Origin of the sequence: Rhodococcus sp. 05-2254-5 (assembly GCF_002258575.1) — a bacterium.
GTDB classification, from domain to species: domain Bacteria; phylum Actinomycetota; class Actinomycetes; order Mycobacteriales; family Mycobacteriaceae; genus Rhodococcoides; species Rhodococcoides fascians.
The window spans coordinates 599594-622593 of sequence record NZ_NOZG01000007.1 but is presented as its reverse complement, the minus strand read 5'-3'; the positions used below and the strand labels follow the sequence as shown (position 1 = coordinate 622593).

The following is a 23000-nucleotide window of genomic DNA, read 5'->3' as shown; positions in this document are numbered from 1 at the left end:
ATCGACTGGTGTGCCCGGTACCGACTTCGGTGCCGGGCACCGCCTTTTCTCCTGAAAGTTCTCCCTTCGTTCCAAAGGCTTGTTTTCCATGACATTGCAGATCGGCTCCCTGGAGTTGCGCAGCCCCGTCGTCCTCGCACCGATGGCAGGCGTCACCAATGTGGCGTTCCGCACGTTGTGCCGCGAACAGGAACTCGAGCGCGCGGGCAGCACGTCCGGTCTGTACGTCTGCGAGATGGTCACCGCACGTGCTCTCGTCGAACGGCAACCCGCCACGATGCACATGACGACGTTCGGGCCCACCGAAACTCCCCGGTCCTTGCAGCTCTACACGGTCGATCCCGACACCACGTACGCCGCGGCGAAAATGATCGTCGACGACAACCTGGCCGATCACATCGACATGAACTTCGGCTGCCCGGTCCCGAAAGTCACCCGCAAGGGCGGCGGAGCCGCATTGCCGTACAAGCGAAACCTGTTCGGCCGCATCGTCGCTGCGGCGGTCAAGGCCACCGAGGGCACCGACATCCCCGTCACGGTCAAGTTCCGTGTCGGAATCGACGAGAACCATCACACCCATCTCGATGCCGGCCGGATCGCCGCCGACGAGGGTGCAGCGGCCGTGGCGTTGCACGCCCGCACCGCCTCCCAGCGTTACTCCGGCACCGCCGACTGGAACGAGATCGCTCGACTCAAGGAGCACGTCACCGGGATTCCCGTCCTGGGTAACGGCGACATTTTCTCGGCGTCCGACGCCGTCCGCATGATGGCGGAAACCGGATGCGACGGCGTCGTCGTCGGACGTGGCTGCCTCGGTCGTCCGTGGCTGTTCGCCGAGCTCAGTGCCCGCCTGAACGGGCGGCCGGAGCCGACGCCGCCGACCCTGGGTGAGGTCGCCACCATCATCGCGCGCCATGCCGAGTTGCTCGCGCAGCACCACGGTGAGGGCAAAGGCCTGCGAGAGTTGCGTAAGCACGTGTCCTGGTACCTGCGCGGCTTTCCCGCCGGCTCGGATCTTCGGGTGTCGATGGCATTGGTGTCGACCCTCGCCGAACTGGACGACCTTCTGGCGCAACTGGATCCGACCGTTCCGTTTCCCAAGGACGCCGAGGGTCCCCGCGGCCGGCAGGGCTCGCCCGGTGCAGTGTCGCTGCCCGACGGATGGCTCGACGATCCGGAGGACCTGTGTGTCCCCACCGGTGCAGATCTGATGCATTCCGGCGGCTGATCGACCCCCTCACCAGGGCCCGTCTCGCACGAAGTGGACCGCGCCGCTCGAGTCAGTACTATGGCTTGGATTGCCGAGTAGACGGCACATGCGTGTGATGGAAGGCCGGGTTCGAATTCGTGGGAGACGATCGAGAGTCGGGCCCGTCTGTGCCCGAGGGTCGCGCCCCATGGGAGCGCCCGCTGTCCTCAATCGGACGAACCGGCGCAGGCGGACGTTCCGGACAACGTCCCCCTCGGTCCGACGACCCCGCCACACCCGACCCCGCTGGTTCGGAACCCGACTCGACAGACTCCGATTCTCCACCGAAGCCGGGTGACAGCGGCCGACTCGGTAAACGCTCCCCCCGCAACGCGGACACGGTGTCGGTCGCCGAACTGGTCGACAAGATGTCTCGTTCGGGAGCCACCCGACGTGATCCCCCCGAACGGCCGGACGTCGAAGAGCCCACCGAGGTCATCTCACCGATCACCGACTCCACTCCCCCGCCGGCTCGGGCGAACCGTCCGATGCCCACCCCGCCACCGCACGCTGCACCCGAACCCGTCGGAGCACCCGCCACCGACCGGCCGGCGCTGACGCGTCTGGCGATGAGCCGGGTACGGCGACGACGACGAGTACGCATGATCGGCCGAAGCCTGGTCTCGATCGTCGCCATCCTCGCCGTGGCTCTCACCGGAGTGGTGTGGGGCTACCTTCGCAACACCGATCAGGGATTCCTCCAAGTCGCCGCGCTCGACCCCGATTCGACCGATGTCGTCGACGCCGCAGGCCAGTACGGAGACGAGACCTATCTGATCGTCGGCACCGATACGCGCGCCGGTGCCAGTGGTCAGGTGGGCGCAGGAACCGTCGCCGATGCCGAGGGGTCGCGCTCGGACACCGTCATGCTCGTCAACATTCCGGCCGACCGCAGCCGCGTCGTCGCCGTGTCGTTTCCTCGCGACCTGGACGTGACCCGGCCCGAGTGCGAGCAGTTCGACAACGTCACCAATACCTACACCGGTGAAATGTTCCCGGAGGCGTACGGCGACAAGCTGAACGCCACCTACGCCCTCGGCGGCCCGAAATGCCTGGTCAAGACCATTCAGAAGATCTCAGGACTGCGGATCGGACACTTCGTCGGCATGGACTTCGCCGGGTTCGAGTCCATGGTCGACGAGGTCGGCGGTGTCGAGGTGTGTACCGCGCAGCCTCTCGTCGACTACGAACTCGGAGACGTACTCCCCAATGCCGGTACCCAACGCATCGACGGCCGCACCGCACTGAACTACGTCCGGGCACGCAACATCGAATCGGAGGGCAACGGCGACTACGGCCGCATCAAGCGCCAGCAGCGCTTCCTGTCGTCACTGTTGCGGTCGGCGTTGTCGAACAAGGTTCTTCTCGACCCGGGCAAGCTGAACGGATTCGTCAACGCGTTCACCTCCGACACCTTCGTCGAGAACGTCAAGACCCAGGACCTGGTGACGCTCGGCCGTTCGTTGCAGAACGTCGACGCCGGCGCGGTGACCTTCCTGACCATTCCCACCACCGGGACGAACGACTACGGCAACGAGATCCCCAACGAGGACGCGATCGGTGCCATCTTCCAGGCGATCATCGACGACCTGCCCCTGCCCGGCGAAGAACGGGCGGAACCGGTGACACCGGAGCCGACCCCGCCGCCCGCGGCTCCCGACGCCCCGCTGCTGGCCGTCGATCCTGGCACCGTGTCGCTACAGGTGTCCAACGCATCGGACATCGCGGGAATGGCGCAGACCGCATCCGATCAGCTGGCGACGTACGGATTCCAGATCCTCACGGTCGGCAACTTCTCCGGCTCCGCCGCTCAGACCGTCGTTCGATACTCCCAGGATCAGGAAGCCGCTGCGGCGACGGTGGCGTCGGCGATACCCGGCGCTGCGATCGAACTGGCTCCGAGCCTGAACAACGTCGTGGAGGTGGTCCTCGGTTCCAACTACCCGGGCTACACCCAGTACCCGGCCGACGTCGGTGCGCAGATCGACCCCACCCAGGTGGAGGGAACGACCGAAAGTGCACAGTTGCCCGAGGATCTGTCGTTCACCAACGCGGCCGACGACACGTGCGCCTGACTCCATTCATTCCCCGTTAACCCTCGGGACAGAGAACTGGTCGGTGTGACCTACTAAACTGCGCTCATGCGCGTCGCCTACAACGAACAGATGAACGAGCTCGCCGATCTCCTCGGAGAAATGGCGAGCCTGGCTGGTGCGGCCATGGAAAAGGCCACGCAGTCTCTCCTCCAAGCAGACCTGGTTCTCGCCGAGCAGGTCATTTCCGAGCACGACAAGATCACCGAGCTCAGCGCGATCTGCGAGGAGAAGGCATTCACACTTCTTGCGCTGCAGGCTCCGGTCGCGGGCGATCTCCGTTCGGTGGTGGCCGGCATCCAGATCGTCGCCGATATCGACCGGATGGGCGCACTCGCACTCCACGTCGCCAAGATCACCCGTCGCAGGCACCCGAACCACGCCCTCCCCGAGGTCGTCAACGGATACTTCGCCGAGATGGGACGCCTCGCCGTGCAGATCGGTGCCTCGGCCCGCGAGGTGCTAGAGACCCGCGATCCCGAGCGTGCTGCGAAGCTGCAGGAAGAGGACGAGGCGATGGACGACCTGCACCGTCACCTCTTCACGGTGCTGATGGACCGTGAGTGGAGCCACGGCGTCGCCGCCGCAGTGGACGTGACCCTGCTGGGCCGCTTCTACGAACGCTTCGCCGATCACGCCGTCGAGGTCGGCCGCCGAGTCATCTTCCTCGTCACCGGCCAGCTTCCCGCCGACCTCCACCAGCAGAACATTCCCAGCTCGTAGCACCCACTTCGTTCGAGGTCGAGTAGCGCTGCGCGACAACGCTACTCGATCTCGACCCCAGGGCAGGCGCACAAAAAGAACCCCCGTCGAGCTTTCACTCGGCGGGGGTTCTCTGTGCGGTGTGCGGTTATCCGAAGCGGCCGGAGATGTAGTCCTCGGTGGCCTTCTGCGTCGGATTGGAGAAGATCTTCTCGGTGTCGTCGATCTCGATCAGCTTGCCGGGCTTGCCCGTTGCCTCGAGGTTGAAGAAGCCGGTCTGATCGCTCACGCGCGCGGCCTGCTGCATGTTGTGTGTGACGATCACGATCGTGAAGTCCTGCTTGAGTTCCTGAATCAGGTCCTCGATCGCCAGTGTCGAGATGGGGTCCAGGGCCGAGCACGGCTCGTCCATCAGCAACACGTCGGGAGAGACGGCAATGGCGCGGGCGATGCACAGACGCTGCTGCTGACCACCGGAGAGTCCGCCACCGGGCTTGTCGAGGCGATCCTTGACCTCGGTCCACAGGTTGGCACCCTTGAGCGAGCGCTCGGCGATCTCGTCGAGTTCCTTCTTGCCGCGGCCACCCTGCAGCTTCAGCCCGGCGACGACGTTGTCCTTGATGGACATGGTCGGGAACGGGTTGGGTCGCTGGAAGACCATGCCGATGGTGCGTCGCACACCGACGGGGTCGACACCACTGCCGTAGATGTCCTCGCCGTCGAGCAGCACCGAACCTTCGACGCGAGCGCCGGGCGTGACCTCGTGCATACGGTTGAGCGAACGCAGGACGGTCGACTTACCGCAGCCGGACGGTCCGATGAACGCGGTGACGCTGCGCGGCGGGACTGCCAGAGTGACGTCGGAGACGGCATGGAACTTGCCGTAGTAGATGTTGACGTCCTTGAGATCGAGACGCTTTGCCATGTTCTGATTCCTTAGGATTCTCTGGAGTCGGGTGGGTCAGAAGTTCTTGGGCGAGAAGAACTTCGAGACCAACTTCGCGCCGATGTTGAGTATTGCGACGATCAGGATCAGCGTCAGGGCTGCTCCCCACATGCGCTCCGCGGTGAGCACGCCGGTTCCTGCTTTCTGCAGGTCGACCATCATGAGCGGCAGTGACGTCTGCGGCCCCTCGAAAATGTTGAAGTTGATAGCGGTGGCCGAGCCGACCAGGATCAGCACCGGAGCCGTCTCACCCATGACGCGGGCCAGCGCCAGCATGATGCCGGTGACGATGCCGGAGAGCGCGGTGGGGATGACGATCTTGGCGATGGTCTTCCACTTCGGCACGCCCAGTGCGTAGGACGCCTCGCGCAGATCCTGCGGAACGATGCGCAGCATCTCCTCGGCCGACCGCACGATGACCGGAATCATCAGCAGCACGAGGGCGAAAGCAACGGCGACACCGGAGCGCTGGAACCCGAAGGTGGCGATCCACAGCGCGTAGATGAACAGGGCCGCGACGATCGACGGAACACCGGTGAGGATGTCGACCATGAACGTCGTGACCTTGGCCAGTTTGGTCCCTGCGCCGTACTCGACGAGGTAGATGGCGACGAAGATGCCGATCGGGATGGAGATGACGGCGCAGAACAGTCCTTGCAGGAGGGTTCCCACGATCGCGTGGTACGCACCACCGCCGGCGATGAACTGGGTGATTCCGGCCTGCGAGTTCTGCCACCAGGCCGGTGCGACCACAGCGGACAGTCCACGTGAGATCACCGTGTAGAGCACCCAGATCAGGGGTACGAGGGCGACGAGCACCGACAGGCTGACGAGAATCGTCGCCGCGAGGTTCGACGCCTTGCGCCGGGCGCTGACGCCCTGGAACGTGGGCTCCTTGACGGGCTTGTCCATGGTTGCGGTCATGGGTCAGTCCTTCTTTCCGGCGATGGCGGCGCGGGCACCGGCGTTGACGACGAAGGTCAGGACGAACAGCACCAGACCGGCGGCGATGTAGGCACCGGCCTGCAGCGGGTTGTTGAACTCGCCTGCTGCCAGCGCGATCTTGGTCGCGAATGTGGAACCGCCGTCGAACAACGTTCCGCCGAAGGTCGCCTGGGTGCTGCGGATGATGATGTAGAGCGCGATGGTCTCACCGAGTGCGCGTCCGAGGCCGAGCATCGAACCGCTGACGAAGCCGGACTTGCCGAACGGAATGACCGTGGTGCGAACAACTTCCCAGCGAGTGGCTCCGAGCGCGAGAGCCGCCTCGACCTGGCCCTTGGGCGTCTGGACGAACACCTCACGGGTGACGGCGGCAATGATCGGCAGGATCATCACGGCGAGCACGATGCCGCCGGTGAAGATGGTGCCGCCGCCTGCGATCGATACCGAGCCGGTGCTGAACAGCGGGAACCAGCTCAGCGACGAGTTCAGCCATTCGGCGAACGGGCTGATCGCCGGGGCCAGGACGTACAGGCCCCAGAGGCCGAAGACGATCGACGGGACGGCGGCGAGGAGGTCGATGACGTAGCCGAGCGGTCCGGCAACACGCTTGGGTGCGTAGTTCGTCAGGTAGATCGCGATACCGAGCGCGACGGGCATCGCCAGGATCAGAGCGAACAACGACACGGTGACGGTGACCAGAAACAGGTCGAGGACACCGAACACCATTGCCGAGGTGTTCGAGGTGTCCCACGCGCCGTTGTAGGTCAGGAAGTTGACCGTGTTGTTGGACAGTGAGGGAATCGCTCGCCAGAGCAGGAAGATGCCGACCGCAGCGATCAGGGCGATGATGAAGATGCCCGAGCCCTTGGCCAGGCCGGAGAAGATCCTGTCACCGGGACGGGTGACCGTCCCCGATGTTTTCGAGTCTGACAATTGTGGTTCTTCCGGTTCGTGGGCGGCACCTGTGGTAGGCACGGTAGCCGCTGAGGGGATGCCGGTGATCGAGTGGGTGTCGCTCATACCGCTCACTGTCTCGTGTCGATGCAGGGTGGTCCGCCTTCGGCCCGCGTCACCGCGAGCCGAAGGCGAAACCGGGTTTATCGAGGATCAGGCGATCGCTTCGATGGCGGTGACCAGGCGTTCCTTGAATGCGTCGGGCAGCGGCACGTAACCGGCTTCTTCGAGGCCCTGCTGGCCCTCGTTGGCTGCACTGAGCAGGAAGGACTTGACTGCTGCCGTGGTGTCGGCGTCGTAGCCCTTCGAGCAGACGATCTCGTAGGTCGCGAGGACCAGCGGGTAGGTGTCCGCTGCGTCGCTGGCGTAGAGGCCGTCGATGTCGATGACGAGGTCGTTGCCCTCGCCCTTGAACTTCGCGGCGTCGATTGCCTTGCCTGCGGTCTCGCTGCTCAGCTCGACCGGCCCGTTGCCGAAGTCGACAGCGGCCTTGCCCAGCGACTCCTGGTCGGCGAAGCCCTTCTCGACGTAGGTGATGGCTCCGGGGGTGGCGGCCACGGCCTGGGCGACGCCCGAGGATCCGTTGGCACCTTCGCCGACGCCGCCGGCCCAATCGGAGCTGTGGTTCAGCGTCCACGCCTCGGGAGCGGATGCGGCGAGGAAGCGCTGGAAGTTGTCGCTGGTGCCCGACGAGTCGGAGCGGTAGACCGGGGTGATCGCGGTCGACGGGAGCGTTGCGCCCTCGTTGAGTGCGGCGATGGCCGGGTCGTTCCAGGTGGTGATCTTGCCGGTGAAGATCTGCGCGATGACGTCGGGGTTCAGCACCAGGTTGTCGACACCGTCGACGTTGTAGGCCACTGCGACCGGGCCGAAGACCAACGGCAGGTTCCACGCCGGGTTGTTGGCGCAGCGCACGGCGGCCTGTGCGGCCTGGTCGTCCTTGATGGACGAGTCGGAGCCGGCGAAGTCGACGAGGCCCGCGACGAACTGCGTGCGGCCGTTGCCCGAACCACTGGTGGTGTACTCGACGGCCTTGCCTGCGCAGACGCCGGAGTAGATCGAGGTGAAGTTGGACATGGCGTTCTGCTGTGCGGACGAGCCTTCACCGGTCAACGGGGACTTGCCTTCGCACGAAGCCGAGGACTGCGATGCACCGTCCGTGGTGGCGACGTTCGCGTCGCTACCGCATGCGGCCAGCAACATGGCACTGACTGCCACTGCACTCATGAGAGCACCGTTGCGCTTGAGGTTCACCTGTTTCCTCCGAGGAATCTTGGGCCGTGATCGCGGCGCGAACTCGAGGTTCGCGCTGCGACTGTGAAGGTGCCGGCTCAGAAGAACCCTCGCACCAGGCAGCGTAGGTTGCCGCCCAGAGAGAAAGGTAAAGGCAGGTGGTAGACGTTTACCCCCGCGTGGGTGAACGGAAGATGAACACCGTGCTGGAAATGTCCGATTACGCGGTCCGCGCGTACGCGGCGTCGACGTGGTAATTCGCGAACCCGAGCTTGGTGTACGTGTGCACCGCCGCGGTGTTGTCGGCCTCGACGTACAGCATGATCTGGTCCAGTTCACGACCGCGCAGATAGTGCAGCCCGGCCAGGGTCAGTACCCGTCCGAGACCGCGACCCTGCGCCTGCGGATCGATACCGACCACGTACACCTCGCCGATGGCCGGGTCGTTGCCCCCAGGGAGTGGAGCCTGCGGAACGACCCGATCCTCAGCGGCGTGAACTTTCGTCCAGTGGAATCCGAGCAGGTGGTCACTGCCTTCCTCGAAGGCCAGGAAAAGACCCGCCGGATCGAACCACGGCTCGTCTCGCCGCGACGCGATGTCGCGGTCGGTCCAGCCGCCCTGCTCGGGATGCCAGGAGAACGCCGCGTTGTTCACCCTCAACAATTCGGCATCGTCCTGGTGCCCACGATAGGTTCGCAGCGAAATACCTTGCGGTACAACCACATCGGGCAGGTCAGGCTCTGCCGCGGCCCGTCGCATCTGCAGCAGTTCCCGGGCCACCGTCAGCCCGAGCGCCCGCGCGACCGACTGTGCTGCGGGCAGATTTCCGTGCGCCCAGATCCGCGTGTCGGAGCCGAGATCGAGTGCGCTGCTGACCAATCGCCGACCTATGCCGCGACCGCGATACTCCGGATCGACCACTGCCTCGGCCATACCGTCGGCGGCGCCGACGTACCCGACGACTCGATCTGCGTCGGTGGCAACGAATCGAACGACGCCCTCACCCGCGTCGACGGCCTTGACGGCCTGCTCCGAGAGCGGCGCAGTACCGTCGACTTCGGTTGCACGCGAAAGGATCCGGTGAATCTCGTCGCTGACGCGCGAGGACGGTGCGTCGCCGTCGAGGGGGTGGACGTCGAACGCAGTATCCGAATTCATCTACGAGAGCGTACTCTCTTGCTCGAACTCGAAATCCGCATCGTCGGAATCGCCGGCCATGGCGTCCGGAGCCGTACCGCCCTTGGAGTTACGCGACGGACGCACGGCCTTGTAGCCCACGTTCCGCACCGTTCCGATCAGCGACTCGTACTCGGTGCCGAGCTTGGCGCGGAGGCGTCGAACATGGACGTCGACGGTGCGAGTGCCACCGAAGAAGTCGTAGCCCCATACTTCCTGCAGCAACTGGGCTCGGGTGAAGACGCGGCCCGCATGTTGAGCCAGGTACTTCAGCAACTCGAATTCCTTGTAGGTCAGATCGAGTGGGCGACCGCGCAACCGCGCGGTGTACGTGCCCTCGTCGATGACCAACTCACCGAGCGTGATCTTGCCCGACGTCTCGGGACTCGCAACCCCGCCGCTCCGGCCGACCAACAGACGTAGCCGAGCGTCCAGTTCCGCGGGACCTGTGCCGGGCAGCAGGATGTCGTCGAGCCCCCAGTCGGAATTGACTGCGACCAGGCCGCCTTCGGTCAGGACCGCGACCACGGGGATGGCCGAGCCGGTACTACCGAGCAGCCGACACAGACCGCGAGCAGCAGCCAGATCGGTACGTGCATCCACCAGCGCGATGTCGGCGGAACCGGCTTCGAGAAGAGAAGACACCTCGGTCGGTACCGGCCGGATGTGGTGAGCCAGCAACGCGAGAGACGGGAGTACGCCCTCCGGATTGGGATCGGAGGTCAGTAACAGGAGCTCCACTGCGTCTCCGTTCTTACCGCTGGCCGGTCCAGCCGACGCTGGAATCGAGTGATCGTCAAGGACACAGACTAGCTTGTCCGTACAACCGGTCGAAGCGGGCAGTACGCGATGCTTCGGTCACAATGGACCGGTGCGCACACTTCTCATCGGACTCGTCAGCCTGTTGGCCCTCGCGCTCGTCGTCGATTTCGGGGCCGCGGCCTACTCCGAATATCGAGTCTCGCGCGCCATCCGCGACGGCGGCGAACTCACCTCGGACCCCCAGGTGATCGTGCACGGTTTTCCGTTCCTCACCCAGGCCGCCGACGGCCGCTATCAGAACATCGAGATCCGGGCCCAGGACGTCCCGACCGAATACGTCGGCTCGACGACCATCGAAGCCAATCTGCGCGGCGTCCACATCGCCCTGTCCGACCTGATCGACAACAACGTCCGGGACATCCCGGTGGACGAGCTCGACGGCCGCGTCCGCATCGAGGCAACCGATCTCGGACGGTTCCTGGGCATCGTCGACCTGCAGGTTTCCGCACCTCCGGCCGACAGGTCCGACGGCACGGGCGGCTCCGGCGGGTCGGGCAAGACCACCGCCGGTGGCGTCGTACTGACGGGAACGGTTCCGGTGGGACCGCTGCAGACCACCGTCAGCGTGCAGGCCGACCTTCTGCTCGAAGGTGACAGTGTCGCCATCGTGGCATCGGACTTCTACTTCGGACCGGAGGGGCAGGCCGACTTCACGATTCCCGATTTCGCCAAACCCACAGTTCTCGGCCTGTTCACCAAGACCATCGAACGCCAGAGCCTGCCGTTCGGACTGCTGCCCACGGACGTCTACGCGGAGGGTTCACAGATCGTCGTCGAAGGGTCGGGAGAGAACGTGAACATCGACCTCAACGAGATCGAAAAGCCGTGACAGGGATCACAGTTCTGGTTGTCGTGGCGGTCCTTGCCGTTGCTGTCGGACTGATTCTGCGTCGTCGTTCCGGTGCCGTACGCACCATCGCGTCCACCGATTCCGACGACCTTCTCCCGCTGCTCGTCGATGCGGGCGTCACCTCGGGAACTCCGACGATTCTGCACTTCTCGGCGGACTGGTGTGGTCCGTGCGCTGCCGTGCGTCGTGTGGTGCATCAGGTTCTCGCCGACCGCACCGACGCACGCGAAGTCGAACTCGACATCGATGCTCAGCCTGTTCTCGCCCGTGAACTCGGAGTGCTCTCGCTGCCGACGACCTTCGTCCTCGACGGAGAACTGCGTCGGCGTTCGAGAATTGCCGGCGTGCCGTCGGCCGCAGCCCTGCGCGAGGCTCTCGACGCGCTGTAGGGCAAGAGCTACTCAGGTGGGCGGTACGACGCGCCCCTGGTAACGGGTAGGATGCACTTCGTGTTCTCCCGCCGCGAGCTCATGCTCACCAGTCGACGCACGGTTGATCTGTGCCGACTGGGCGGTTGTTGCTGTCGCTGCTGCTGATTTCCGTCTGCCGCCACGCCCATGCGTGATGTCGGCCCGATGATCGAAATCCACATCCGAGCACCGGCGACAAGCCGTGCCCCGGCCTCGCACAGGAGTACCTCTCGATGTCGACATCCGACACCCACACCACCACGATCGACCAGGTCGACGTCCGTGGTCCGCGCTTCGCCGCGTGGATCACCACCGCAGTTCTGGTCGTCGTCCTCCTCGCGAGCACGGTCTCGGTTCCCGCAGCGGCAATCCTGCTGGGGCTCCAGGCGATCGTGTTCGGAATCGGAGCCGTCCGCGGACCCAAGCACAGTCCGTACGGCACGATCTACGCGACATTCGTCGCGCCGCGGCGCTCACCGACCACAGAACGTGAGCCGGTGGCCCCGTTGAAGTTCGCCCAACTGGTGGGCTTCGTGTTCGCCGCCGTCGGAGTCCTCGGATTCGCTCTCGGCGCTCCCGTCGTCGGCACCGTAGCGACAGGCTTCGCGCTCTTCGCGGCGTTTCTCAACGCAGCGTTCGCAGTGTGCCTGGGCTGCATGATCTACCCCCTCGCAGCTCGATTGCGCGGCAACTCGCGCACCGCAGCGTGACAACTACCCCCTGATCCGACAAGAAAGACCGAAAGGAACACCATGGCTCGCTCCGACGTCCTGGTCTCTGCCGACTGGGCCGAGCAGAACCTGAACGCACCGAAGATCGTCTTCGTCGAGGTCGACGAAGACGCCAGCGCCTACGACGGCGGACATATCGAAGGTGCGGTCAAGCTCGACTGGCGCAAGGACCTGCAGGACCCGGTTCGCCGCGACTTCCTCGATCAGGAGCAGTTCTCCGGCTTGCTCTCGGCCAAGGGCATCAGCAACGACGACACCGTCGTGCTCTACGGCGGAAACAACAACTGGTTCGCCGCCTACGCCTACTGGTACTTCAAGCTGTACGGCCACAAGGACGTCAAGCTGATCGACGGCGGCCGCAAGAAGTGGGAGCTCGACGGCCGCCCGCTGTCGAAGGACGTCGTCAGCCGGGAGAACACCCAGTACCGCGCCGAGGCACCGGATCTGTCGATCCGCGCATTCCGCGACGAGGTCATCGACGCCATCGGCAACAAGAACCTGATCGACGTGCGCTCCCCCGACGAGTTCTCCGGCAAGATCCTTGCGCCGGCACACCTCCCGCAGGAGCAGGCTCAGCAGCGTGGCCACGTCCCGTCCGCGATCAACATCCCGTGGAGCACCACCGCCAACGAGGACGGCACGTTCAAGTCCGACGAGGCACTCGAAGAGCTGTACAAGACCAAGGGCTACGACGACAGCAAGGCCACCATCGCCTACTGCCGCATCGGTGAGCGCTCGAGCCACACCTGGTTCGTGCTGAAGGAGCTCCTCGGCAAGGAAGACGTCAAGAACTACGACGGCAGCTGGGTCGAATACGGCTCCCTCGTCGGAGCACCCATCGAATTGGAGGTTCACTGATATGTGTGGAGCACCCGTGCAGGGTCAGACCATCCCCGCAGGCGTCGACGTCGAGAAGGAAACGGTCATCACCGGCCGTGTCCTCGCCGGCGACGGTGAGCCGGTAGCGGGCGCATTCGTCCGTCTCCTCGACGGCACCGGCGAATTCACCGCCGAGGTCGTCGCGTCGGGAACCGGCGATTTCCGCTTCTTCGCTGCCCCCGGACAGTGGACGCTGCGGGCGTTGTCCGCATCGGGCAACGGCGACACCGTCATCACGCCCGAGGGCGCGGGCGTGCACTCGGCCGACGTCACCGTCGGAGTCTGAGTCACCGAACCGATCACATAGAAGAACCCCGCACCTGGCAACCAGGTGCGGGGTTCTTTTCGTTGCTCTAGCCGACCGCTCGCGCCGGCTCGGGGACCGTGGAGTACTGCGGCGGGAACATGCCGGGAGGTACCGGGATGCCCTGGGATTCGAGGAAGGCACCGAGGTCGCTGACGCGAGTCTGCGTCCCCGGCTCCGGCAGCACCCGGGATTCCGGGGCGGGCCCGGGCGTCTCGGGCACCTGGGTCTCGGGTGCCTGGGTCTGGGGTGCCTGGGTCTCGGGGGTGGCCGGGTCGACCGCGGGAGGCGCGTTCTTCTTCTCGCGTTCGGTTCGGGCGAGATCGGTCACCCACGCGACCATCTTTTCGCTTTCCCACTCGACCCCGTCGTTGGGGTCGTTGTACCAGTAGGACAGGTGCTGCAGAAAGCCGATCGCCAAGTAGGGGCCGAGCAAGACGTCGACGATGCCCTTGTTGTTCTCCACCAGGCCCTCGCCCTCGGCGCGCAACTTCGCCTTCACCGTTTCGGCACCCGGACCGAGGGCCCAGTTGAGATCGGCAAGTAGTTGATCGGGCGACAGCGCTGCTGCAGCCTTTACGTCGTCCACCTGATACTGCCGGTCGGAGACTTTGACGAGAACCTGCAGGAGCGTCTCGTCCGACTCGAGCCACGACTTGTTCGTGGCGATATCGATGATCGCGCGGGTGGCAATGGAGGCAACCGTCCGACCGAAGTCGGAGACGGTCTGCACCGGGTTGAGCAGCGTCAACCGCATTTGACCGAGTACACCGAGCGCCAGCTGCAGCAGTTCGATCTTGTCCGGCGAGTCGCAGGCGAGATCGTAGGGACGACACGACCAGGTGACCTTGTCCGTCATCGACCCGTAGTCCCGCGGCGACTGATCCATGAAGCCGCCGAGGGACTGGCCCACCTCGTCACCGAAATTAGGCACGCCGGCCGGGCGGTAGGGCGACCCCACCATGACGACACCGACGACGTCGTCGGACGTGACGAGAGCATTGGGATCACGGTGGCCGAGTTCCATCGTCACGCGATCGAGAATTTCGCCGCCGACGCTGTACCCGAGCAGCGCGAACTTGGTCTTCTCACCGCACTTGGTCTTGTACTCGTCCATCAACCGATTGGTCGACGCGATGCCGTCGGCGATCGACTCCTGGTAGGTCGGCACGTTGTCGAGTACGTCGAAGCCGTAGGTGGAGGAATACGGGACGTAGAGCCAGCCGACGGTGCCGGGGCTGTCCGCGTTCGCCTCACCGACCGGAACGGTGACGTTGCCGACCCAGTTCGACGCGATCGTCTGCGCTTCTTCGTTGAGCGGATTGCGATCGGAGTCCGAGTCGGTGGCTCCGGACACCGCCAACAGCAGTACGTCCGGGCAGTCCTGCGCGTAGTTGTTCGGATCGATATTCGGGCCCTGAGACGAACCGAAGTCGGCCGAACCCGACTCTGCCGAACCCGAATCGGACGATCCCGAGTCGGGCGCGGCCAGCGCAGCAGCGGGAGCTGCAAGGGCCAACGCCACTGTGACAACCGCCGATCGAACCAATACGGAACCGAACGACGATGTCAGAACACGCTTACGACGCAGCATTTCTGCAGAGACCTCCCCAGCCTTACAAGACAACAGCCTTGACGACACACATAGTGAATTCGTCGGCGCTCTCGAAATTGAGAGCCCGACGCCCCCGGGAAGAAGGTACCTGCTCGCGTCGGTTTCGCCATCACTACGAGTGATCCAGGGCACTGTGGGCCGCAAAAATGATGGTGTGTCACCAATGCCACAGCGCGGAAACGGACCGTTGTCATCGACCGGTCTCGCCGCGGGTTAAACTCGGTTCCGTGGTCATCTTCTTCGAGGTATTGCTGGCGCTTGCGGCAGTAGCCATCATCGCGTTCTCGCTCTATGTCGTCTACCGACTGGTCAACGACGAGTCGTGACGGAACCGGGCGCGGGCAACCCCGACAGCATCGACGACGGACTGGGCACCCCTATCACCAGCGGTGACCAAGCCATTTCGGCTGCCGAGCAGAAGTTCGCCGAGGCGTCGGCGCGCAACATCCCGGTGCTGCCCGACATCCCTCACCCGGACGACACCGCAAACCTGCGGCTCGGCCCCGATCTGCACCCGTCGATGCTGGCGCTGCTGCCACTCGTCGGCGTGTGGCGCGGTCAGGGCGAGGGGCACGACCCCGAAACGGACACCGACTATCCCTTCGGTCAGCAGATCGTCGTTTCCCATGACGGCGGCAGCTACCTCAGCTGGGAATCGCGCTCCTGGAGACTCGATTCCGACGGTAATTACGCGCACCCCGACCTTCGGGAGACCGGGTTCTGGCGCATCAGCGGCGGCGACGGAGTCAAGGGGTCCAAGGACGAAGAAGTCGTCGAGCTGCTGCTGACGCACAGCACCGGCGTCGTCGAACTGTATTACGGTCACGCCCTGACCCAGTCGTCCTGGGAACTTGCCACCGACGTCGTCATCCGCAGCACCTCGGGTGCACTGGTGGGCGGAGCTCGCCGCCTGTACGGAATCGTCGAGGGCGGGGATCTGGCGTACGTCGAGGAACGTGTCGTCGCCGACGGCCCGCTCGCACCGCGTCTGTCGGCCCGCCTCACCCGCTACATCGGCTGACGCAGAATCTTTTTCGGATCTCGGGGGCCGTTCGCATGCGAACGGCCCCCGAGCCATACCTGTTATCAGGTCCCGACCGGACAGGTCGGGGGCTCGGGGGCCGGGTAGCTGCCTGGGATTCGCCTGCCGCTCGCGCGGTCTTCGCAGTGAATCCGTCAGCGATTGCGGCTAGCTGACAGCCACCTCACGCGTCCTAGAGTTCATCAACTTCAGACCACCTCCTCTCTCGTGTACTCCCAACGTACGCCCGCGATCGGGAGTCGGCAAAGGGTTTTTTCGCAGTCCGGTCTCCGAGGTCGATCACCTGGTCGGCGTCGGTGTTCTCGGACAATTGGTGAGTGACGACGACCACCGTTCGCTCGGCACCGAACAGCCCGCCGTCGGTGGTGAGCAGCTCGCGCAGAATCCGTTCGCCGGAGATTCTGTCGAGATGTTCGGTCGGCTCGTCCAACAGCACGACGGGCGCGGTGCTCAGCAGTGCGCGTGCGAGAAGGAGTCGACGACGTTCGCCACCCGAGACCGCCTGCGCCCCACCGATCAGTGTCGTGTGAACGCCCTGGGGCAACGCGTCGAGCCACGGTCCGAGACCCACTCGTCGCAATGCCTGCGTTGCCTGGTCTTCGTCCACGTCACCCCGCACCACTCGCAGGTTCTCCAGAATCGAGGTATCGAACAGGTGCGCGTCTTCGGCGAACAGCGCTGCATCCGAGCCGAATTCGACGGCGAGCGCCCGAAGCATCGTCGTCTTTCCCGATCCGCTGGGCCCGATGATTGCGCTCCGCGCATGTGCGCGGAAGTTCGTAGCAGGGGTCGGGCAGGAGTGGAGCCCGCGGAACGACCCGTTCAGGCTGCCACTCACATGGGTCGGAGTCGCGTCGAGCATGGTCATGATTCGGGTGGCCGCGATTCGGCCGCGCATCAGTGCGATTGCCGCTGCGGGCAGAGCTGCGGTCGCCTCGAATGCGGCCAGTGGAACCAACACGATGATCGCCAACGCCATCGGCGTCATGCTGCCCGCCGTGCCTCCGTCCGGGCCGTACAGCCCGATGCCGATCAGCAACGACCCGATCACCGACGCTCCGATCGCCAAGGGCTGTGCGGCATCGGCGAGTGCCGACGGACGCGCCGCGCGATCTCGCGCTTTCACCGAGTCGTGTGCTGCGCCCTCGGCTTCGGCGAGTGTCGCGTCCAGACGACGGGCGACTCGCAGTTCCGCCGCATGGTCGAGTGCGCGGACCGCTGTCTCGGCGAAGCGCACGTCGGCTTCGGCACCGGCTTCCTCGGCGATCCTCGCCGACCGGGCCGCGAATATCGGTGCACCCACGCCGGCGATCAGCAATGCCACCGCCAGAATCGATGCGGCGGCAGGTGCGATTCCCGCGAGCAGGCCCACGGCCGCGAGCATCATCAGCACGCTCACACAGATGGGAACGACGGCCCGGATGACGACGTCGCCGAGAACGTCCACGTCCGCACCGGTGCGCGCCAGAACGTCACCCCGTCGCAGAGCGACCGCGCCGTTCCCGTTCGCCAGTCTCTCGTAGATCCTCGTGCGGGCCGCCGTCGTTCCGCGCAGCGCCACATCATGGGTGGTCAAGCGTTCGAGATACCGAAACACCCCGCGCGAGATACCCAGCGCCCGAACGGCTACGACGGCAACCGACAGGTCCAGCACCGGTGGCATCTGCCACGCCCGGGTGATCAACCACGCCGACAGCGCCGCCAGGGCGAGCGCACTGCCCAGCGTCGCTACTCCCGCCAACACGGCCAGTACGACTCTGCGCGGAGAAAGCTCGAGCAGCGCCAGCGCTCGTCGCAGATCAGACATGCTCGAACTCCCGCTTCGTGGTCGAGTCGCTGCGCACCTCGACGATGCGGTCGGCGGCATGCAGCACCGAACGCCGATGACCGACCATCACCACGGTGACGCCGCGGTCGGCGGCATCTCGAACCGCCTGCAGCACAGTCGCTTCACTCACCGGATCCAGGTGTGCCGTCGGCTCGTCCAACAGCATCACCGGAGCATCGGACACGAAGGTACGTGTCAGTGCGAGGCGCTGTAGCTCGCCGAGCGAGAGCCCCACCCCACCCTGCCCGACGCGGGTGTCCCAGCCCTCGGGGTGTTCTCGAAGCACCTCGTCGAATCCGGCTGCGCGGCAGGCGAGTTCCAGTGCAGCCGAGTCGGGGATTCCGTGCAGGGTCACGTTGTCGTAGAGCGTGCCCGGCACCAACACCGGCCGCTGCGGGAGCCAGGCCACCTGCGCCCACCACTGTTCGAGATCGAGTTCGGCGATCGGCACTCCCCCGACACTCACCGCGCCCGTCGACGGCGGAGTCAGGCCCAGGATCGCGTGCAGCGCAGTCGTTTTACCTGCGCCGTTCGGTCCGGTCAGGACCGTGACGGTGCCCGCCCGGCACAGCGCACTCAGCTCCGCTGGTGCCGCTCCGTCCCGACTTGCAACGCCGAGCCCGTCCAGCTCGATGTCGACCGCAGTCGCGTCGACGGTGCGGCCACCGGTCGGCCGCGCTGTTCGCCGGTCCAACACCCGGAATGCACGATCGGCTGCCTCGACGCCGTCTTCGGCCGCATGAAACTGGGTGCCGACGGCACGCAGTGGAAAGTACACTTCGGGCGCGAGGACGAGTGCGATGATGCCGGCTTCGAGTGTCATCTCGCCGAACACCAGACGCAGCCCGATGCCGACGGCAACCAGCGCTACACACAGCGTCGCGAGCAACTCGAGCACCATCGACGACAGGAACGCAATCTTCAGTGCGCGCATAGTCGTTCGACGATGGGCGTCGCCCAATGCACGAACACGAGCGGCCGGTCCGTGCTCGCGCCCGAGCGCGCGCAGAGTCGGCAAGCCTGCCAACAGATCGAGCAGTTGCGCAGACAACCTGGTCATCGTGGTGAGCGTGGCGGCCGCCCGGCCCTTGGTCAGCAAGCCGATCAGGATCATGAAGACGGGGATGAGCGGCAGGGTCACGGCGATGATGGCGGCCGACGTCAGATCCTGTGTGAGGATGACGATCAGGACCAACGGGGTGACGATGACGGCCAGCACCAGCGCCGGCAGATAGCCGGTGAGGTACGCCCGTAGTCCGCCGATGGCGCGGGTCACGACGACGGCCAGTTCTTCGCGCTCGGCGTCGAGCTCGCGAGGCTCGAAACGCGTTGCCGTCGTGAGTACTTCGATCTCCAGCTCGGCGACGACCCGCGACGCCGACCGGTGTGCGTAACGAGACTGGGCTCCGGTCGCGAGCACCCGAACCACTGTTGCACCGGCCAGGACGACCAGTTCCGTCGTCCATGCGGACAACGATCTGGCCGACGGGTCGGTGATGACGCCGGCCAGCACGCGTCCGATTGCCAGTGCACTCACGATGATGCACAGGGTGACCACGGTCGACAGCGCGACCGTGACGAGCACGTAGCCGCGGGCGGAGCGCGAGTACTTCCACAGTCGCGGATCGACCGGGCCCTTCGGCCGTGTCCGCGGGGTGGTGGCTGCGGTCACGACTTCACCGAAAGCCCGATCGAGTCGGGGATCTGGGCGCTCGAAATACGTTGCCGGAAAACCCAGTACGTCCACGCCTGGTAGCCGAGGACGACGGGTGCAGCGAAGGCCGCAGCCCACGTCATCACCGTCAACGTGTACGGGCTGGACGACGCGTTGGCGATGGTGAGATCGAAGGCGGCGTCGGTGCTGGACGGCATCACGTTGGGGAACAGGGACGCGAACAGCAGCACGACGACGGCGACGATGGCAATGCAGGTGAAGACGAAGGCCCAGCCTTCACGTACTTTCGCCGTCAGCGCGACGACGAGCAGCAGGGCCACTGCTGCCACCGCGACGAGTACCCACGTCCAGGTTTTCCCGTACGCGAGTTGTGTCCACAGCGCGAAGGCTCCACCGACGAGCACTGCCGGAACCGACAGCCACGCTGCCATTTTCACCGAGTCCTCGTGGACGTCGCCGGAGGTCTTGAGCGCGATGAACACGGCACCGTGCAGGGCGAACACCACGGCCATCGTTACTCCGCCGAGTAGTGCGTACGGGTTGAGGAGGTCGAAGAACCCTGCGGTGACCTTCTTGTTCTCGTCGATCGCGACTCCGCGGACGATGTTGGCGAACGCGACGCCCCACAGCACCGCCGGAACCCACGAGCCGATGCCGATGCCGATGTCGCAGCGTCGGCGCCACACCGGGTCGTCGATCTTGCCGCGCCATTCGATGGCGCAGATGCGCAGGATGAGCGCCACCAGGATCAACAGCAACGGCAGGTAGAAGCCCGAGAACAACGTGGCGTACCACTCGGGAAACGCCGCGAACAGGGCACCGCCTGCAGTGATGAGCCAGACTTCGTTGCCGTCCCAGACCGGGCCGATGGTGTTGAGAACTGCGCGACGACGCTTCTCTCCCGTCACGGGGTCGGGGTGCCTACCCAGAATGGGCATGAGCATGCCGACGCCGAAGTCGAAGCCTTCGAGCACGAAGTAGCCGACGAAGAAGAAAGCGATGATGAAGAACCAGAATTCGGGCAGTGACATTGGTATCCCCTAGTACGCGAACGAGAGCTGCTTGGGCTCATCGTCTTCCGATTCCGGTGGGTCGACGTGCGGGTGCGCGTCGTGGTCGAGAGGTCCTTCGATGACGTAGCGCCGAAGCAGGTAGAACCAGACACCTCCGAGAGCGGCGTACAGCAGTGTGAACGTCACCAGCGAGGCGACGACGAGGCCGACGGGATGGTCGGAGACGCCCTGGTCGACGGTGAGCCGGATCTGATCGACTCCCGAGAGGTTGGGCGCGACAACCCATGGCTGACGCCCCATTTCGGTGAAGATCCAGCCGGCACTGTTGGCCAGGAACGGCGTCGGAATGGCCAGCAGCGACAGCCACGAGAACCACTTCTGGTCGGGAATCCGGCCACCTCGGGTGACCCACAGTCCTGCGACAGCTAGCAACGCAGAGCCTGCGGCCAGGCCGATCATCATCCGGAACGCCCAGTAGGTGACGAACAGGTTGGGCTTGTAGTTGCCCGGTCCGAACTGCTGCTCGTACTGATCCTGCAGTTGGTTGACGCCCTGCACGGTGGCACCGAAGTCGTTCTTCGCCAGGAACGACGTGAGGCCGGGGATCGCGATGAGGTGCACCACGGATTCGCAGTTGTTGTGGGTACCCACGGTCAGGAGCGAGAAGCTGGCTCCGGTTTCTGTGTCGCACAACGATTCTGCGGAGGCCATCTTCATCGGCTGCTGCTCGAACATGAGCTTGCCCTGAATGTCTCCGGTGATGGCGAGCGCCCCACCCGCGACAATCATGACGATGAAGGACATGCGTGCTGCCGACCTGAACATCTGGCGCGAGTCGGTGGCTGGGACCGCAGCTATCTCGTTCTCGGCCTTTTTCTTTCGAGCCTCGCGGACCATCCACCATCCGGAGATGCCTGCGACGAAGGTTGCGGCGGTGAGGAATGCGCCTGCGACCGCGTGCGGAAATGCTGCCAGCGCAGTGTTGTTGGTGAGCAGGGCCCAGATATCGGTCAGCTCGGCGCGGCCGGTTTCTTCGTTGTAGATCGCGCCGACGGGATGCTGCATCCAGGAGTTGGCCGCGATGATGAAGAAGGCCGAGGCGTTGACGCCGATGGCGACGAGCCAAATGGTCGCCAGGTGAACGAGTTTGGGTAGTCTGCTCCATCCGAAGATCCACAGACCGAGGAACGTGGACTCGAGGAAGAACGCGACCAGCCCTTCGAGTGCGAGGGGCGCACCGAACACGTCACCGACGAATCGTGAGTATTCGCTCCAGTTCATTCCGAACTGGAACTCCTGCACGATTCCCGTTGCGACGCCGAGTGCGAAGTTGATGAGGAACAGCTTGCCGAAGAACTTGGTCAGTCGATACCAGGAATCCTTGCCGGTGATCACCCACATGGTCTGCATGGCCGCCACCATCGGCGCGAGGCCGATGGTGAGGGGTACGAGAATGAAGTGATAAACGGTGGTGATACCGAACTGCCACCGCGAGACATCCAACGCGTCCATCGATACTCCGAACTCTTCCACCCGAGCTGTGACGGGCAACACCGCAGGTCAGGGCATTGGCCCGCGACTGATTCGAATGTACTACTACGAGTAGTAGTAGGGAAGAGTCTTTCGACAGGGCCATTGGACCCTCAGAGCATCCGGACGGTCTCCACCGCGAGATCGACCATCTCGGGCACCTCGTCCGCGCGGCTGGGCCGCCCCAGAACGACGCCGTTCATCGATGTCACCCGCGCAGCCAGCGTGACGCTCGAAACGAGCCAAACACCGTCCGCTGCAATGAGATCCGCTGGATACAGATGTCCGTGCTCGCACGTCCAGCCGGCCGCCTCGGCCACCGAGAACAGGGCGGCAACTGTGGTGCCCGCCAGGATGCCCTGCTCGACCGACGGTGTGACGAGAGTCTTACCGCGCGCCACCACCACCGTCGACCGGGGTCCCTCGAGCACTCTGCCCTCGCTGCTGAGGTAGATCACGTCGTCCACGCCCTGGCGGGCAGCGTGGCGCAGCGCGGCCATGTTGGTCGCGTACGACAACGTCTTCGCGCCTGCCAGCTGCCACGGCGCACCGGCGGAGAAGTCGACCGAGTAGCCCCGATCGAGCGTCATCACCGACACCCCGTTCTCCCGGGCGTTTCGCACTCGACCCGGCAGTGGCCCCAGCGTCACGAACGCCGTCGGATCGCCGCCGCCCTCACGACCACGGCTCAGCACCAACCGCAGAACGCCCTCGTCCGTGGACTTCTCCGTCCACAGGCCGACCGACTGCTCGATCACTGCGCGCCAGGCATCCGGATCGGGGACGGGAAGATCCAGGGCCGCCGCCGACACGGCCAGACGCGCCAGGTGCAGCTCGACGCCGCAGGCCGAGCCGTCACGCACCAGCAGCGTCTCGAACGCGCCGTCACCACGCACGGCAGCCAGATCGTCGGCGAACAGCAACGGCCGATCCGCGTCGTGCACTCGGCCGTCCAACGTCACCACTACCGACTCCGACATGCCGCCACCCTAAAGGCTGTGG

The 23000-nt window shown here is 65.0% G+C and carries 21 protein-coding genes; 9 read left to right on the top strand and 12 right to left on the bottom strand.

The window, feature by feature from the left end:
* Nucleotides 1–88: 88 nt before the first annotated feature.
* From dusB to phoU, 3 genes are all read left to right on the top strand, one after another.
* Nucleotides 89–1228: a tRNA dihydrouridine synthase DusB gene (gene dusB / locus CH278_RS08180; RefSeq protein ID WP_032367515.1), complete on the top strand. Its 1140-nt coding sequence runs from the start codon at nucleotides 89–91 to the stop codon at nucleotides 1226–1228.
* A 119-nt stretch (nucleotides 1229–1347) separates the two neighbouring features.
* A complete protein-coding gene (locus CH278_RS08175; RefSeq protein WP_094621605.1) occupies nucleotides 1348–3324 on the top strand; it encodes an LCP family protein in 1977 nt (658 codons plus the stop codon).
* Nucleotides 3325–3390: 66 nt separating this feature from the next.
* A complete protein-coding gene (gene phoU / locus CH278_RS08170; protein WP_027495872.1) occupies nucleotides 3391–4065 on the top strand; it encodes a phosphate signaling complex protein PhoU in 675 nt (224 codons plus the stop codon).
* Nucleotides 4066–4192: 127 nt separating this feature from the next.
* On the opposite strand, the gene pstB is transcribed toward phoU, so the two are convergent.
* The 6 genes from pstB to CH278_RS08140 all read right to left on the bottom strand — a co-directional run bounded on the left by pstB (nucleotide 4193) and on the right by CH278_RS08140 (nucleotide 10040).
* Nucleotides 4193–4969 (bottom strand): phosphate ABC transporter ATP-binding protein PstB, encoded by a 777-nt coding sequence (pstB, locus tag CH278_RS08165; RefSeq protein ID WP_027495871.1) that lies wholly within the window; start codon nucleotides 4967–4969, stop codon nucleotides 4193–4195.
* A gap of 36 nt (nucleotides 4970–5005) precedes the next feature.
* Complete coding sequence (gene pstA / locus CH278_RS08160; RefSeq protein WP_027495870.1) at nucleotides 5006–5914, bottom strand: phosphate ABC transporter permease PstA; 909 nt, start codon at nucleotides 5912–5914, stop codon at nucleotides 5006–5008.
* A 3-nt stretch (nucleotides 5915–5917) separates the two neighbouring features.
* Nucleotides 5918–6955 carry a phosphate ABC transporter permease subunit PstC gene (gene pstC, locus CH278_RS08155; RefSeq protein WP_027495869.1) on the bottom strand — a complete coding sequence of 346 codons (1038 nt, stop codon included), beginning with the start codon at nucleotides 6953–6955 and terminating at the stop codon, nucleotides 5918–5920.
* Nucleotides 6956–7042: 87 nt separating this feature from the next.
* Nucleotides 7043–8143, bottom strand: coding sequence for a phosphate ABC transporter substrate-binding protein PstS (gene pstS / locus CH278_RS08150; RefSeq protein WP_032367500.1), 1101 nt, complete (start codon nucleotides 8141–8143; stop codon nucleotides 7043–7045).
* Nucleotides 8144–8342: 199 nt separating this feature from the next.
* Nucleotides 8343–9281 carry a mycothiol synthase gene (mshD, locus tag CH278_RS08145; protein ID WP_094621604.1) on the bottom strand — a complete coding sequence of 313 codons (939 nt, stop codon included), beginning with the start codon at nucleotides 9279–9281 and terminating at the stop codon, nucleotides 8343–8345.
* The gene (locus tag CH278_RS08140) at nucleotides 9282–10040 is read right to left on the bottom strand and encodes a winged helix-turn-helix transcriptional regulator (RefSeq protein ID WP_027495866.1); all 759 of its coding nucleotides are present in this window, start codon (nucleotides 10038–10040) and stop codon (nucleotides 9282–9284) included.
* A gap of 130 nt (nucleotides 10041–10170) precedes the next feature.
* Here CH278_RS08140 and CH278_RS08135 point away from each other — a divergent pair, with 130 nt between their 5' ends.
* The 5 genes from CH278_RS08135 to CH278_RS08115 all read left to right on the top strand — a co-directional run bounded on the left by CH278_RS08135 (nucleotide 10171) and on the right by CH278_RS08115 (nucleotide 13277).
* Nucleotides 10171–10950: an LmeA family phospholipid-binding protein gene (locus tag CH278_RS08135; RefSeq protein ID WP_094621603.1), complete on the top strand. Its 780-nt coding sequence runs from the start codon at nucleotides 10171–10173 to the stop codon at nucleotides 10948–10950.
* Nucleotides 10947–11360, top strand: a complete 414-nt coding sequence (locus CH278_RS08130) for a thioredoxin family protein (RefSeq protein WP_032367498.1) — start codon at nucleotides 10947–10949, stop codon at nucleotides 11358–11360. Before CH278_RS08135 ends, CH278_RS08130 begins: the two co-directional genes overlap by 4 nt.
* 254 nt (nucleotides 11361–11614) lie before the next feature.
* The gene (locus tag CH278_RS08125; RefSeq protein ID WP_027495863.1) at nucleotides 11615–12091 is read left to right on the top strand and encodes a DUF4395 domain-containing protein; all 477 of its coding nucleotides are present in this window, start codon (nucleotides 11615–11617) and stop codon (nucleotides 12089–12091) included.
* Between the two features lie 42 nt (nucleotides 12092–12133).
* Entirely contained in the window at nucleotides 12134–12970 is an 837-nt protein-coding gene (locus tag CH278_RS08120) for a sulfurtransferase (RefSeq protein ID WP_027495862.1), read from the top strand.
* Between the two features lies 1 nt (nucleotide 12971).
* A complete protein-coding gene (locus tag CH278_RS08115) occupies nucleotides 12972–13277 on the top strand; it encodes a DUF1416 domain-containing protein (RefSeq protein WP_008719402.1) in 306 nt (101 codons plus the stop codon).
* A 67-nt stretch (nucleotides 13278–13344) separates the two neighbouring features.
* Here CH278_RS08115 and CH278_RS08110 read toward each other — a convergent pair whose 3' ends face one another.
* Nucleotides 13345–14889, bottom strand: a complete 1545-nt coding sequence (locus tag CH278_RS08110; RefSeq protein ID WP_094621602.1) for a cutinase family protein — start codon at nucleotides 14887–14889, stop codon at nucleotides 13345–13347.
* 376 nt (nucleotides 14890–15265) lie between these two features.
* On the opposite strand from CH278_RS08110, the gene CH278_RS08105 reads away from it, so the two are divergent.
* Entirely contained in the window at nucleotides 15266–15931 is a 666-nt protein-coding gene (locus tag CH278_RS08105) for an FABP family protein (protein WP_027495859.1), read from the top strand.
* A 193-nt stretch (nucleotides 15932–16124) separates the two neighbouring features.
* Here the strand turns inward: CH278_RS08105 and CH278_RS08100 are convergent, their stop codons facing one another.
* From CH278_RS08100 to CH278_RS08080, 5 genes are all read right to left on the bottom strand, one after another.
* On the bottom strand, nucleotides 16125–17759 hold the full coding sequence (locus CH278_RS08100; RefSeq protein ID WP_094621601.1) for an ATP-binding cassette domain-containing protein: 1635 nt from the start codon (nucleotides 17757–17759) through the stop codon (nucleotides 16125–16127).
* Nucleotides 17752–19452, bottom strand: a complete 1701-nt coding sequence (gene cydD, locus CH278_RS08095; protein WP_094621600.1) for a thiol reductant ABC exporter subunit CydD — start codon at nucleotides 19450–19452, stop codon at nucleotides 17752–17754. The genes CH278_RS08100 and cydD overlap by 8 nt, the downstream gene beginning before the upstream one ends.
* Entirely contained in the window at nucleotides 19449–20486 is a 1038-nt protein-coding gene (cydB, locus tag CH278_RS08090; RefSeq protein WP_032367493.1) for a cytochrome d ubiquinol oxidase subunit II, read from the bottom strand. Before cydB ends, cydD begins: the two co-directional genes overlap by 4 nt.
* A 9-nt stretch (nucleotides 20487–20495) precedes the next feature.
* Nucleotides 20496–21980 (bottom strand): cytochrome ubiquinol oxidase subunit I, encoded by a 1485-nt coding sequence (locus CH278_RS08085; protein ID WP_094621732.1) that lies wholly within the window; start codon nucleotides 21978–21980, stop codon nucleotides 20496–20498.
* A gap of 131 nt (nucleotides 21981–22111) precedes the next feature.
* Nucleotides 22112–22978 (bottom strand): aminodeoxychorismate lyase, encoded by an 867-nt coding sequence (locus tag CH278_RS08080; RefSeq protein ID WP_027495854.1) that lies wholly within the window; start codon nucleotides 22976–22978, stop codon nucleotides 22112–22114.
* Between the last annotated feature and the right edge of the window lie 22 nt (nucleotides 22979–23000).

What these genes read in the sequence shown, in the direction of transcription:
- dusB (WP_032367515.1), top strand. Translation starts at nt 89, where the DNA reads ATGACATTGCAGATCGGCTCCCTGGAGTTGCGCAGCCCCGTCGTCCTC.
- phoU (WP_027495872.1), top strand. Translation starts at nt 3,391, where the DNA reads ATGCGCGTCGCCTACAACGAACAGATGAACGAGCTCGCCGATCTCCTC.
- pstB (WP_027495871.1), bottom strand. Translation starts at nt 4,969, where the DNA reads ATGGCAAAGCGTCTCGATCTCAAGGACGTCAACATCTACTACGGCAAG.
- pstA (WP_027495870.1), bottom strand. Translation starts at nt 5,914, where the DNA reads ATGACCGCAACCATGGACAAGCCCGTCAAGGAGCCCACGTTCCAGGGC.
- pstC (WP_027495869.1), bottom strand. Translation starts at nt 6,955, where the DNA reads ATGAGCGACACCCACTCGATCACCGGCATCCCCTCAGCGGCTACCGTG.
- mshD (WP_094621604.1), bottom strand. Translation starts at nt 9,281, where the DNA reads ATGAATTCGGATACTGCGTTCGACGTCCACCCCCTCGACGGCGACGCA.
- CH278_RS08125 (WP_027495863.1), top strand. Translation starts at nt 11,615, where the DNA reads ATGTCGACATCCGACACCCACACCACCACGATCGACCAGGTCGACGTC.
- CH278_RS08120 (WP_027495862.1), top strand. Translation starts at nt 12,134, where the DNA reads ATGGCTCGCTCCGACGTCCTGGTCTCTGCCGACTGGGCCGAGCAGAAC.
- CH278_RS08115 (WP_008719402.1), top strand. Translation starts at nt 12,972, where the DNA reads ATGTGTGGAGCACCCGTGCAGGGTCAGACCATCCCCGCAGGCGTCGAC.
- CH278_RS08110 (WP_094621602.1), bottom strand. Translation starts at nt 14,889, where the DNA reads ATGCTGCGTCGTAAGCGTGTTCTGACATCGTCGTTCGGTTCCGTATTG.
- CH278_RS08100 (WP_094621601.1), bottom strand. Translation starts at nt 17,759, where the DNA reads ATGTCTGATCTGCGACGAGCGCTGGCGCTGCTCGAGCTTTCTCCGCGC.
- cydB (WP_032367493.1), bottom strand. Translation starts at nt 20,486, where the DNA reads ATGTCACTGCCCGAATTCTGGTTCTTCATCATCGCTTTCTTCTTCGTC.
- CH278_RS08085 (WP_094621732.1), bottom strand. Translation starts at nt 21,980, where the DNA reads ATGGACGCGTTGGATGTCTCGCGGTGGCAGTTCGGTATCACCACCGTT.
- CH278_RS08080 (WP_027495854.1), bottom strand. Translation starts at nt 22,978, where the DNA reads ATGTCGGAGTCGGTAGTGGTGACGTTGGACGGCCGAGTGCACGACGCG.